A 13,528-nucleotide genomic window follows, 5' to 3' on the forward strand; every position below is an offset into this window, starting at 1 on the left:
GGAATCCAGTGCTGTATAGCTTTGATCATTCACGACTGGTTTGATATTGTCTTTTGCAGGCATAAAGTGAATTAATCTTTTCATGTAGGTTAAATAAATAGAAGAGCATATCCGTATGAACCAAATTTTAGAGATGCAAAGCATCCAGCAACAAGCTTTGCTTTATTTATTAGCCTTTTTAAAACAACAAGATTATCAGTTTACGACCATTACACCGCTTTCCCACCAGCGAATTCTGAATCGAAAAAAGAATGAAATTTATAAGCACAGAACCCATCAGGATATCTTTGGCTGGAATCTAAACTTTAAAAAAACTGATCTTGATTCTGCCCTTTTTACATTATTGCAAGAACATCAGCTTCTACAGGTTCAGGAAGATCAATACTTGAGTCAGGTTCGGGTTTCTTCACTCGATGGCGAACTCTTTATTCATTCAGCTTTTCCAACCACTCAGCAAGATGCGGTATTTTTCGGTCCGGATACGTATCGCTTTATCTATCATCTCAAGCAATATCTAGCTGCTCAGCCTCGCCCTTTTAAACGGGTCGTGGAAATGTGTTGTGGCACTTCAGCAGCCGCGATCAGCATTGCCAGACATTTTCCAGCTGTGAATGAAATGATGGTTGCAGACCTGAATCCCAAAGCCTTGCTCTATAGCCAGATTAATATCAGTTTTGCCGGCTTAAACCATATTCATCCGGTTCAAAGTAATTTATTTTCCAATCTTGATGGAAAATTTGATCTGATTTTTGCTAATCCACCGTATTTAATTGATCCCGAACAACGTCAATATCGTCATGGCGGTAATGCGCTGGATGGCTGTGATTTATCATTCAGGATTATAAAAGAAGGTCTACAGCGCCTGAATTCTGGCGGACATTTATTTCTATATACCGGTGTGACCGTGACTGAACATGGCAATCTGTTTTTGCAGCATCTTAAAGATTTGATGAAACAGCATCAAAATATAATCTGGTCCTATGAAGAAATTGACCCGGATATTTTTGGTGAAGAACTGGAACAACCGGCTTACCAACATGTGGAAAGAATTGCGTTGGCATTAATCAAAATTGAAGTAGGCAATTAAAGAATATTTATTAATTATGGAATTTTAAAATTTTGACTTTGTTCGCTATCAGCTTATTTTAAATCGTTTTATTAAAATCATAGAAATAAAAAAACCCCAATCTTTCGACTGGGGTTTTTAAAATTTGGCGGAAGCGGTGAGATTCGAACTCACGGAGGACTCACACCCTCGTCGGTTTTCAAGACCGGTGCATTAAACCGCTCTGCCACGCTTCCATGGGCGCAATAATACGGAGCTTTTGTCCGGCTGACAAGTGAAAATTACAGTGAATGCAATCAACTGCATATAGTTTCATCAAATCCTTACAGTTTTGCTGCTAATTCCGCTCCCTCACGAATGGCGCGCTTGGCATCGAGTTCAGCAGCCAGTTTTGCACCGCCAATAATATGATACTGCGCCAAGGTATTTTCCCCAGCACTCGGCATCAGGTCTTTTACCGATTCCTGACCTGCACATACCACAATGGTATCCACACGCAATAATTGAGCATGGCCATCTACCTCAATCCATAAGCCTTCATCCGTGACAGATTTATATTGCACACCGCGCAACATCCGCACGGCATGTTTTTTTAACTGGGCACGATGTACCCAGCCTGAAGTCTTGCCTAGTCCTGCGCCAAGCGGTGTCTTTTTACGTTGTAATAGATAAATTTCCCGTACTGGAGGTTCTACTTCAGCACGCTGTAACCCGCCTTCAGTCACATAATCTGGATGAGAATCTACACCCCATTCACGCTTCCACTCATCCACAGGTTGCGGCTGTATTTGATGCGGTGGCTTTAATAAAAACTCGGACACATCAAAACCGATCCCGCCTGCGCCAATGACCGCAACACGATCACCGACAGGTGCGCCACGTAGCACTTCTGCATAAGATAATACTTGTGGTGCCTGACTGCCTTCGATATTCAAGGCACGCGGCACAACCCCTGTAGCCACAATCACCTCATCAAAACCCTCACGCTCCAACTGCTCGCGGTTGACTCGGGTATTGAGACGCAGATCAACTCCAGTTTTTTCTAGCTGCACTTTAAAATAACGAATCGTTTCGTGAAATTCCTCTTTCCCCGGAATGACTTTAGCCAGGTTGAACTGTCCGCCTACTTCATGACTGGCCTCAAACAGCGTCACATCATGCCCGCGACTGGCTGCGACAGTAGCCGCTGACAGACCTGCAACACCACCACCAATCACTGCAATACTTTTCGGTTTTTTGGTTTTGACATAGACCAGTTCGGTCTCATAAGCGGCACGCGGATTGACCAGACAGGTTGCGCGCTGGTTTTTAAAGGTATGATCCAAGCAAGCCTGATTACAGGCGATACAGGTATTGATTTCATCAACACGATTGGTTGCGGTTTTGTTGACCCAGAAAGCATCGGCCAAAAGTGGACGTGCCATCTGTACCATATCTGCCTGACCAGAGGCCAGAATCGCCTCGGCAGTGTCTGGCATATTGATCCGGTTAGAGGCAATCACCGGCACCGAAACATGTTTCTTAACTTCAGAAGTGTAATCGACAAAAGCAGCTCGAGGCACGGAAGTCACAATAGTTGGAATACGTGCTTCATGCCAGCCAATCCCGGTATTGAGCAAAGTAATTCCTGCCTTTTCCAAAGCTTTAGCTACGGTAATCACTTCCTGCATGGTATTGCCATCATGTACCAAATCGAGAAGTGACAAACGGAAACAGATAATAAATTTCTCACCAATTTCAGCGCGAATCGCTTTAACAATTTCTACGGCAAAACGCATCCGGTTTTCAATCGGGCCGCCCCAACGGTCAATACGCTGATTGACATGACGACTTAAAAACTGATTCAGCAAATAGCCTTCAGAACCCATGATTTCCACGCCATCATAGCCAGCCTTTTTGGCAATGATGGCAGTTTTCACATAATCCTGAATGGTATTCAGGATCTGTTTATCTGACATTTCACGCGGTTTAAAAGGAGAAATTGGTGATTTGATCGGGCTGGCCGAAACCACAAAAGGCTGATAGCCATAACGTCCGGCATGCAGAATCTGTAAAAGAATTTTAGCACCATGCTTATGCACTGCATGTGTCACCAGACGATGTGGTGCAATATCGCCCAAGGTATTCATGGTACCGCCTGCCGGCAACAACCAGCCCTGACGGTTTGGCGATATTCCACCCGTAATCAGCAGACCTACGCCACCCTTTGCACGTTCGCCAAAATACGCTGCCAGTTTAGGATAATTATAGAAGCGGTCTTCCAGACCAGTATGCATCGACCCCATCACCACCCGGTTTTTAATGGTGGTGAAACCCAGATGAAGTGGTTTTAAAATATTGGCATAGCGCGTCGTAGTCATAACATATCCCTGATTTTTATTTGGCTAATAGCTTAAATCTTATAAAGGTACTTTAACTGATTTTTAGGGGCTTTTTATGACTATCAGGTCTGCATTCTCAGGCACAAATACCAATTGGTGGCATATTTATATCGAACCTTCGCAATTAAATTATTGCTGCCATTGCCTTGCACTGGATTTCCATAATGCAATCGCACCCAATACTGTCCCAATCGGAAAACTGAACAGCATGAGGATTGCCATCACTCTGGATAAAGTCCGTCCTGAACCATTGCCCTGCTTCACCTTGATACTGGCCTGTATATTAAAAAACATCAGCAAGCCTAAAAGCAGCAGCACCACACCTAAACTCAGCATGGAAATACTGGATTGCTGATATTCAAGATATAAAAACAGCACTGTACTAAAACCAATCAGGCCGGCATAAATCCCATGTAACAGTGCCAGCGTTTCATTCTTAGCTTTAGGATTTAAATTAGGTAAAGGTGGAATGCGAGTCGCCATGCTTTTATTCCTGTTTTATCTGATTTTTAACTTTATTCGGCTGAATATAACCAATTTCTTCCGTTTTCAGCAGGATTCTGGTGAAAATCGTGCGATTTATGATTATTTAAGCCTATTGAATAGAGATTTTAAAACGAGTTTTTCTTTTCTAAAGCAAACCTAAATAAATTAATGATACAATTGATGCAATATGTATTTTTTCAGGCCACCAATTCTGGCGTGCCTATTTCATATCATTAGGATGAACAATGTCTGATAATGCAACTATCTTGCAGAATGTCCCAGTAGGTAAAAAAGTTGGTATTGCCTTCTCTGGTGGTCTAGATACTTCTGCTGCTCTTTTGTGGATGAAACAAAAAGGCGCTGAACCTTATGCTTACACAGCTAACTTGGGTCAGCCAGACGAAGACGATTACGATGCGATTCCAAAAAAAGCTGAAGCTTATGGCGCAGTAAAAGCACGTTTAATCGACTGCCGTTTACAGCTTGCATTAGAAGGTATTGCTGCAATTCAATGTGGCGCGTTCCATATTTCTACAGGTGGTATGCCTTATTTCAACACGACACCATTGGGTCGTGCAGTAACTGGCACCATGCTGGTAACTGCCATGAAAGAAGATGACGTTAACATCTGGGGTGACGGTTCGACTTATAAAGGCAACGACATTGAACGTTTCTACCGTTATGGTTTATTGACCAATCCTGCGCTTAAAATCTACAAGCCTTGGTTAGACCAAACTTTCATTGACGAGCTGGGCGGACGTGCAGAAATGTCACAGTTCCTGATCGACAATGGTTTTGACTATAAAATGTCAAAAGAAAAAGCTTATTCAACTGACTCAAACATGCTGGGTGCGACGCACGAAGCTAAAGATCTTGAATACCTGAATGCAGGCATCAAAATCGTTGAGCCAATCATGGGCGTTGCGTTCTGGAAAGATGACGTAGAAGTAAAAGCTGAAGAAGTATCGATTACTTTTGAAGAAGGCTTCCCGGTTGCTATCAACGGTCAACGCATTGAAGATCCAGTTGAATTTATTCTTGAAGCGAACCGCATCGGTGGCCGTCACGGTCTAGGTATGTCGGATCAAATCGAAAACCGTATCATCGAAGCGAAATCTCGCGGTATCTATGAAGCTCCGGGTATGGCGCTGCTTCACATCGCTTATGAGCGTCTGGTAACGGGTATTCATAACGAAGATACAATTGAACAATACCGTATTAACGGTCTACGTTTAGGTCGTTTGCTTTACCAAGGTCGCTGGTTCGATTCTCAAGCGCTTATGCTGCGTGAAACTGCACAGCGTTGGGTTGCTAAAGCAGTTACCGGTACTGTAACGATCGAATTGCGTCGTGGTAATGACTACACCATTATGAATACTGAATCTCCGAACCTCACTTATGAAGCTGAGCGTTTGACTATGGAGAAAGGTGATTCTATGTTCTCGCCGATGGATCGTATTGGTCAGTTGACCATGCGTAACCTGGATATCACGGATACTCGTGCGAAACTGGGCATCTATACAGAGACTGGTTTATTGGCAGTTGGTTCAGCATCTGCAGTGCCACAACTAAAAGACAAAAACTAAGTTTTAGTCCTTTTTAGTTTCATAAAAAACCGCTCCTGATGAGCGGTTTTTTATTGAGGGTTCGTTTATTGATTGTAATAATCTCTAACCATTTGCGATATCTGAATTGACTGAACGAATGGACTGATAATAAATCTGGTTGCGTCCAAGCTGTTTGGCACGATATAGCGCCTGATCCGCGATTCCCAATAAGGCGTCTTTATCAATATCATCTTCACCACGATAGACGGTAATGCCTAAACTGATGGTGATATGTTTCGCAACCAAGGATTTTTCATGTGGAATTTCCAGACGATCAATCGCCTTAAAAATATTTGAAGCCACTGCATAAGCACCATGTGCATCCGTTTCTGGCAAGAGCACCACAAACTCTTCCCCGCCATAACGCGCGACAAAGTCCATATGACGGATCGCATTTTTGATGGTTTTGGCAATAGTCGAAATGACATCATCACCTTTCTGATGCCCATAAAAATCGTTGTAATTTTTAAAGAAATCTACATCGATAAACAGAATTGCCAATGCCGTTTCTTCACGATGTGCACGTTCGAAATGGACTTGCAGCGTCTCATCAAAAGTCCGTCGATTGGAAATCTTGGTCAGCTCATCGTACTGACTCAAATGTAATAATTCGTTGGTATGGATACGCTGGATCTGCTCACTGATTCTGGCGCGAATGCTATAGAGAAATATCACACGTTCACGGGCAAAAATCATATGGCTAATCACATAACCCAGCAAGCAACTTCCAATTAAAATCCGGCCAAAAACCATAGGATTAAATTCAACTGAAAGGCTAAACAATACAAGAATAGTAGTTGCCGCAGCGAGTAATCCGGTGACCAGCATCTGAATCGGCTTAATACCGGTCAGAACATAACCCAGGATATATACGATCGTGACTATCGCCATGGATTGATGCTGCAAGGCATCAGTTTTAATCGACATGGTAATGCATGAAATTGACACCTGTATCCAGAACACCAACAGCATCGAAGCCTGCGGAAAAAAGCGCTTGATCTTGGGTAAACAGGAGAACATATAAAAAATGATTAATGACACGCCGCCGTTGAGCAAGCCCAACATACACAGGACAAAATCATGCACGAAATATTCTTTGCTGATGCTCCAGTAATCTGTAGGAATCATTACCACTAAAAAAAGGAAATAGGCCAATACCCCAGCCCACACATATTTTTCGACATGTTTGCGGGCGCGTTCCAGATTTTTGGTCCAGAATTCTTGTTCCAGATTTTGAGGGAAGACCGGGCCTACACGCTGGCTTTGCCGTGTAATCAGTTGTTCTATGTCTTCTTTATCATCTTGCAATTTCGCTAGATTGTACTTGTATTCCATTGCCAAGTATTTATGTAATTTTTTTATTAATTTTAAAATAACATACTTTTTAAAATTAATTTATACATATCCCTTATTTTGTAGCGCTTTCTCGTTACCATTTTTACTATAGATGGATTATCATTTGTTTTATTTGTTCGACTGAATTTGCCTTGAATACGATTACGATTCTCCAGCCAGATGATTGGCACGTTCACCTGCGTGATGGTTTAGCACTTCAACGTACCGTTCCCGATTTAGCCAAGCAGTTTTCTCGTGCCATTTGCATGCCAAATCTGGTGCCACCCGTAAAAACCGTCGAAGAGGCCAATGCTTACCGTGAACGTATCATGGCACATGTGCCTGAAGGGGTAAATTTCGACCCGCGTATGGTGCTGTATTTCACTGACAACACCCCGGCAAGTGAAGTTAAAAAGATCAAAGAATCTGCGCATGTCAATGCCATCAAGCTCTATCCTGCGGGTGCGACCACCAACTCCGATAGTGGTGTGAGCGATATGAGCAAAGTCTACGGCGTAATTGAACAGCTTGAAGAACACCAAGTGCCTTTATTGCTACATGGTGAAGTGACGCATAATCATGTCGATATTTTTGACCGTGAAAAGCGTTTCCTGGATGAAGTGCTGGCTCCCTTACTCAGACAATTTCCCAAGCTGAAACTGGTGCTCGAACACATCACCACCAGCGAAGCAGCAAACTTTGTACTTGAGCAAGACCGTAATGTCGCTGCAACCATTACGCCGCAACATTTATTGTTTAACCGCAATGACATGCTGGTTGGTGGGATCAAGCCGCATTTCTACTGCTTGCCGATTTTAAAACGTCAAACGCATCAGCAAACTTTGCTGGAAGTCGCAACCAGCGGTAATCCTAAATTTTTCCTGGGAACAGATAGCGCGCCGCATTCAAAAAATGCAAAAGAAAATGCGTGTGGCTGTGCAGGATGTTATAGTGCGCCGACTGCCATTGAGCTGTATGCTCAGGCATTTGATCAGGTGGGTAAAATTGAACGCCTGGAAGGTTTTGCCAGCCATTTTGGTGCAGACTTCTATGGCCTGCCACGTAATACCAATACCATTACCCTGGTTAAAGAAGATCAAGTAATCCCTGAAAGTTTAGACTATCTGGATGGTGAACAGATTATCCCACTGTATGCTGGTAAAACCATTCAATGGAGAAAAGTGTGACAAATGAAACGCTCCCAATCATTGGTCAACGTTTTCGTGGATTCTTACCTGTAGTTGTCGATGTCGAGACTGCAGGTTTTAATGCGCAGACTGATGCATTGCTGGAAATTGCGGCCATTCCGATTGTTTATAATGAGGAGGGTCAATTTGTGCCGGGTCAAGCTTACCATGCACATATCAATCCTTTCGAAGGGGCAAATCTCGACCGACGTTCGCTGGAGTTTATTGGGATCGATCCTTCGAATCCGATGCGAATCGCAATGGCCGAAGATGAAAAAACTGCGCTTAAGCGTATTTTTAAATCTGTGAATGAAGTGCGTCGCCAGCAAAACTGTACCCATGCAGTTTTAGTTGGACACAATGCACATTTCGATTTGGGTTTTCTTCAGGCCGCGATTGCGCGTACCGGAACCAAAAACCAGAACCCATTTCATAGTTTTTCTGTCTTCGATACAGTGACTTTAAGTGCGGTGATGTTTGGTCAGACCGTACTGGCAAAATCCTGTATTCAGGCTGGGATTGAGTTTGATGGCAAAGAAGCCCATTCTGCATTATATGATACGCAGAAGACCGCTGAACTGTTTTGCTATATTTTAAACAAACTCGCACCTCACCTGCTTGACACTCTGGTGGCGGATCAATAAGATACCGCCATCTTCTAAACGTCCCTATCGTCTAGAGGCCTAGGACATCGCCCTTTCACGGCGGTAACCGGGGTTCGAATCCCCGTAGGGACGCCATCTATTTTTTCTCTTCTTTATATTTCTTTGATCAGCATCTTAAGCTGCTCAAGTCTTACGCTTTTACTAATTAATGAAAATAATTCTCATTACTATTGATTGCCTTCTTAAATTTAATGATAATCACTTCCATTATCTTTCGCATATTTAACCCTTCTCATGCGTTTTGCTTATTCCCCACTTTCTATTGCAGTTTTAACAGCTTTATCAACATCTAGTTTTGCAAAAGAATCGAATTATCAAGAGCCTGTTCTCAATGAAACAACGATTAAGTTCAACACAATTATTATCGAAGCTCAGCAAGAAAATGAAGTTGGAAAAACCATTTATTCAAAAGAAGATTTAGAAAAGACGCCGAATAGCTCAAAGAACATTACCGATTTTTTAAAAGTGAATCCGAATGTGCAGTTTAGTCAATCAAAGTTAGCAGCAGGCTCACAAGGTGAAATTAAACCTGCCGAAATCTCTATAAATGGCGGACAAACCTTCCAAAACAATTTTATTGTGAATGGTGTTTCCAACAACTTACTTATTAATCCAGCAAATTCAAACACAAATACATTTCAAGATATCGGAACTGGCGCACAAGCTATGGCAGTGAACACTAACCTACTTTGTGAGCTTGAAGTATTAGATAGCAACGTGTCTGCCGCTTATGGTCAATTCACAGGTGGTGTTGTAAATGCTAAAACATGTGCACCGCAAACAGAGATAGGGAAAATTCACGGTTCTATCAATTACGATTACACTGAAAGCGATTGGGCTCGCTACAACTCAATTTCACCTTTAGAAGAAAGTAAATTTGAAGAGCCCACAGATGAATACCAAAAGGAATATACCAAACAAGGTCTAAGCACCAATATTTATGGGAAGCTCTCGAATGATTGGGGCTTTAATGCTTATGCCTCTCAACGAGAGTCTATCATCCCAGTCAAAAGTGGCTTTGAAACACCTAAAACAATTGATCAAGAACGACATATCTCAAATCTTGGTGCAACATTATTTTATACACCAAACGCCTCAACCAAAGCGAAGTTTGGTTTCGATTATGGTTTGCTCGATAGCTTAAGTTATGTGGACAGCAATCGTGATTCAGGTAGTACTACTGAAACCGAAACACTTACTCTGTTCTCGGAACTTGAACATCGCTTCAACTTAGGTACTCTCGTACACAAACTTAATTTCCAAAACTCGGCGACACAACGTATTGCTGACAATAACTACAGTATGCATTGGTACTACGCCAAAGGAAGTAAAGATTGGAATAATACCGATGTAGTTCGAGAGGGCGCCATCATGGGAGAGATTGAACAACGCCAAGACGTCCTTTCCTATGACCTACAAGCGAATATAGACCCTTTTAAACTTGGTCAATCCCAACACAACATGACTATAGGTACGGGTTATAGCCATGCTAATGTTGCGTGGAAACGAGTCGAGGATGTTTTACTCGCGACAAAGATCAACTTAAAAGAACTTGGCAAAGATACTACCTGCCTTCAAAGTGACCCATATTGTGATGAGAAACTAACTATAAATGGTTGGAATGGACAATATATCGCTGGTGGGACTCTGTACAAAGCTGGTGATATCAAAGCTCAGCAAGATCGCCTAAATATATTTATTGAAGATAATATTCAGTGGAATGATCAATTTTCAACACGCCTTGGTGTTCGTGCTGATTATGACTCTTTGAGTAGTAATATCAATATTTCCCCTCGCAGTCGTCTCTCTTACAAACCCTTTAGTAATGATCAATTGCATTTATCCGCTGGGTGGAATCGCTACTATGGTCAGCAAACGTTAGGTACAGAACTGGATGAAATTCAAAATGATTTGCTCTATAAACTGTCACGTGAAAACCCACATGCGCCTTGGGTAGAAACACAAACTGCACTATCCAGCGGTGCGCGTAGTTCAGCGCTCAATCCCCCTTTCAGTGACGAAACTGTTTTAGGCTTGAATACACAAATCCAGAATTGGGATCTAGGGCTAAAATGGGTCAATCGTAAATATCAGGATGAAATATCAAAAACTAAAGTTACTCCTTTAGATGGATCAAAATTCTTCTACGAATATAATAATGATGGAAGTGGCAAAGCTGACATCTACACCTTAACACTTAGAAATCGTCAACCGATCGCTCTGGGGGATAGCCAACATTTATTTGCCTTGGGATTTGACTACAGTGAAGTCTTCCGCAGTTATGTAGATTACACTTCAGCCTATGATCAAGCCACTCAAGATGAATGGGTCTCTTATGATGGTCAAATTATCCGTTGGTCAGACCGCCCTGCCCCAAACTTTAACCAACCATGGACCGCACGAGTAAACTGGGATATTACATTCGATACACTGCCTGTACGTATTTCAAACTTCTTTAGCTATAAAAACAGTTACGATGATATGGCTGTAGTCTCCAATAAAAATGACAAAGTCGAGTATGAAGGTGAACTGCTTGACACCTATTTAGCCTCTGAAATTAAACCAAAATTTACATGGGATATGCGCACCACCTATGATTGGGAAATTTCAAAAGATTTAAGGGCAATTTTTGGTTTAATCATTAACAACGTCACCAACCGCGTGAATACCTATACAACAGGCTCGACCTCAAATGATAGACCACGTGTAATGACTGAAATCGGCCGCCAATTTATTGCGGATGTTACTTTTAAATTCTAGAGCCTGAATAGGTACATGCTGCTGCTCTTTTTAATTTGCTTAGGCTATAATTAATGCGATTTCATATTTTGCCTTTGTATCATGTTAAAAAAGATCTTACTGGTTTTACTGATTTTAGCCCCATCCGCACTATATCTCTATATCGTCAACCGTGATGATAACCACACTGCGGAGACTGAAACAGTGTCAACGCCAACTGAAAACTCTCAGCCTGAGCAATATCAAACTCCAGATCACTAAGTTTTAGTGATCTTTTCAAATATTTATTTTTTATAGTCCTGAAATCTGTTCAGAAAATAACATCTCAATAAAATAAAGTTTTTGTTTTGCCTAATGTTTAAACTGTTAAATGAATTTTAGCAAAAACCCTTTTGACAAATCCCGGCTTAATCCTTAATATACGCATCACCTCGCAACGTCCCTATCGTCTAGAGGCCTAGGACATCGCCCTTTCACGGCGGTAACCGGGGTTCGAATCCCCGTAGGGACGCCATCTATTGATCCCATACGATCAGACCTTATTCGAAATTACCATTATTCGATTGCAGATTTGTAGTTTTTCACTACAATAGCTCGCTTCATTCCTTTGAAGTATTTCTTATTTCCTATGCACTCATCTCCGAATGATGCTACGCATCAGGGCAATTCTGCGCCTTTAAAACGCGCTATGAGTACTCGACATCTGGTCATGATTTCGCTTGGTGGCGCAATCGGAACAGGCCTATTCTTAGGGTCGGGTGAAGTCATTGCACAAACGGGGCCTGTAGGTGCCATTCTCGCTTATCTCCTGGGCGGTATTATCGCGTACATGGTGATGCTATGTTTGGGCGAACTTGCCGTTCATATGCCAGAATCTGGTTCATTTGGTGCTTATGCCAAACGTTATATTGGACCAGGCACAGGCTATACCATCACCTGGTTATACTGGCTGACATGGTCGGTCACTCTCGGAACTGAATTTACTGCAGCGGCCTTGCTGATGCAGGAATGGTTCCCGGACATTTCCATGTGGTTATGGACCATTATCTTCGGTGTATTCGTATTTAGTCTAAATATGATTTCTACCCGCTGGTTTGCCGAATCCGAATTCTGGCTGGCACTGGTAAAAGTGGTCACGGTTGTTGCTTTTATTCTTTTAGGTCTATTGGCCATCTTTGGTGTTCTGGGCTATCAAGGCTATGAAGCTGCGCCTTTATTTACCAATCTGACTGCACAGGGCTGGTTCCCTGAAGGTCTGTTTCCGATTTTTGCTACGATGCTGATCGTGAACTTTGCCTTCTCTGGTACCGAGCTGATTGGTGTTGCTGCCGGTGAAACTGAAGATCCTGCGAAAAATGTTCCTAAAGCGATTAATACTGCGATTTTCCGCTTATTAATTTTCTTTGTGGGTACCATTATCGTGGTGACGGCATTACTTCCGCATCAGGAAGCAGGCTTAGCCGCTGAAGGCGTGAGTAGCAGTCCGTTCGTAACCGTATTCCAGCACATTGGTATCCCATATGCTGAAGACATCATCCGCTTTGTAATTATCACTGCGTTGTTGTCTGCTGCCAACTCGGGCTTATTTGCTGCTTCACGTATGATGTGGTCATTGTCATACAGCAAACAGTTGCCTGCCGTATTCTCAAGACTGAATGCTCGCGGTGTACCGTATATTGCAGTCATGGTGACCATGCTGGGTGCATTACCAGGTTTATTGTCTGAACAGTTTGCGCCAGAGACGATCTTTACCAACTTGCTGGGCGTTGCAGCGTTTACCATGGTGGTGGTCTGGATGAGTATTTGCTTAAGCCAGTTCAACTTCCGTCGTCAATGGTATAAACAGGGTCATACGGCCAAAGAACTGGGCTTTGCTGCACCATTGTTCCCGATTGTACCAATCCTGGGCTTTGTGTTCTGTTTTATTACCTGTATCAGTATGGTCTTTGATCCATCAATGCGTATCAGCTTCATAGGCTGTCTGCTATTTATTGCAGCGTGTTATGCAAGTTATTATGCCTTTTATCACAACAAGTCTTAATCATCAGTTTTAAAAGAGCGG

General features: G+C 42.5%; 10 protein-coding genes and 3 tRNA genes. 9 read left to right on the forward strand and 4 right to left on the reverse strand.

Going from position 1 to position 13,528, the window contains the following annotated elements:
- Nucleotides 1-115: 115 nt before the first annotated feature.
- A complete protein-coding gene (locus F891_RS04165; RefSeq protein ID WP_004730189.1) occupies nucleotides 116-1,087 on the forward strand; it encodes a methyltransferase in 972 nt (323 codons plus the stop codon).
- 125 nt (nucleotides 1,088-1,212) lie between these two features.
- Here the strand turns inward: F891_RS04165 and F891_RS04170 are convergent.
- The 3 genes from F891_RS04170 to F891_RS04180 form a co-directional block, all read right to left on the reverse strand.
- Nucleotides 1,213-1,302 (reverse strand) — tRNA-Ser (locus tag F891_RS04170).
- An 87-nt stretch (nucleotides 1,303-1,389) separates the two neighbouring features.
- Nucleotides 1,390-3,426: an FAD-dependent oxidoreductase gene (locus F891_RS04175; protein WP_004279566.1), complete on the reverse strand. Its 2,037-nt coding sequence runs from the start codon at nucleotides 3,424-3,426 to the stop codon at nucleotides 1,390-1,392.
- A gap of 150 nt (nucleotides 3,427-3,576) precedes the next feature.
- On the reverse strand, nucleotides 3,577-3,930 hold the full coding sequence (locus tag F891_RS04180; RefSeq protein ID WP_004279563.1) for a hypothetical protein: 354 nt from the start codon (nucleotides 3,928-3,930) through the stop codon (nucleotides 3,577-3,579).
- A gap of 248 nt (nucleotides 3,931-4,178) precedes the next feature.
- Here F891_RS04180 and argG point away from each other — a divergent pair, with 248 nt between their 5' ends.
- Nucleotides 4,179-5,519: an argininosuccinate synthase gene (gene argG / locus F891_RS04185; RefSeq protein ID WP_004279561.1), complete on the forward strand. Its 1,341-nt coding sequence runs from the start codon at nucleotides 4,179-4,181 to the stop codon at nucleotides 5,517-5,519.
- A gap of 84 nt (nucleotides 5,520-5,603) precedes the next feature.
- Here argG and F891_RS04190 read toward each other — a convergent pair whose 3' ends face one another.
- Nucleotides 5,604-6,875 carry a GGDEF domain-containing protein gene (locus tag F891_RS04190; protein ID WP_004279559.1) on the reverse strand — a complete coding sequence of 424 codons (1,272 nt, stop codon included), beginning with the start codon at nucleotides 6,873-6,875 and terminating at the stop codon, nucleotides 5,604-5,606.
- Between the two features lie 152 nt (nucleotides 6,876-7,027).
- Between F891_RS04190 and pyrC the strand changes: the two genes are divergently transcribed.
- From pyrC to F891_RS04220, 7 genes are all read left to right on the forward strand, one after another.
- Entirely contained in the window at nucleotides 7,028-8,062 is a 1,035-nt protein-coding gene (gene pyrC, locus F891_RS04195) for a dihydroorotase (RefSeq protein WP_004279558.1), read from the forward strand.
- Nucleotides 8,047-8,706: a ribonuclease T gene (gene rnt, locus F891_RS04200; protein WP_004279557.1), complete on the forward strand. Its 660-nt coding sequence runs from the start codon at nucleotides 8,047-8,049 to the stop codon at nucleotides 8,704-8,706. The genes pyrC and rnt overlap by 16 nt, the downstream gene beginning before the upstream one ends.
- A 20-nt stretch (nucleotides 8,707-8,726) precedes the next feature.
- Nucleotides 8,727-8,802, forward strand: a tRNA-Glu gene (locus tag F891_RS04205).
- Between the two features lie 159 nt (nucleotides 8,803-8,961).
- Complete coding sequence (locus tag F891_RS04210; RefSeq protein WP_004730196.1) at nucleotides 8,962-11,487, forward strand: TonB-dependent receptor plug domain-containing protein; 2,526 nt, start codon at nucleotides 8,962-8,964, stop codon at nucleotides 11,485-11,487.
- 81 nt (nucleotides 11,488-11,568) lie between these two features.
- Nucleotides 11,569-11,727 carry a hypothetical protein gene (locus tag F891_RS18035; RefSeq protein ID WP_004279546.1) on the forward strand — a complete coding sequence of 53 codons (159 nt, stop codon included), beginning with the start codon at nucleotides 11,569-11,571 and terminating at the stop codon, nucleotides 11,725-11,727.
- Nucleotides 11,728-11,904: 177 nt separating this feature from the next.
- Nucleotides 11,905-11,980: transfer RNA gene (locus tag F891_RS04215), tRNA-Glu, on the forward strand.
- 114 nt (nucleotides 11,981-12,094) lie between these two features.
- Complete coding sequence (locus F891_RS04220; RefSeq protein ID WP_004279544.1) at nucleotides 12,095-13,507, forward strand: amino acid permease; 1,413 nt, start codon at nucleotides 12,095-12,097, stop codon at nucleotides 13,505-13,507.
- Nucleotides 13,508-13,528: the final 21 nt, after the last annotated feature.

Source organism: Acinetobacter sp. CIP 101966 (assembly GCF_000369725.1).
In the GTDB taxonomy this organism is placed as follows: domain Bacteria; phylum Pseudomonadota; class Gammaproteobacteria; order Pseudomonadales; family Moraxellaceae; genus Acinetobacter; species Acinetobacter lwoffii_Q.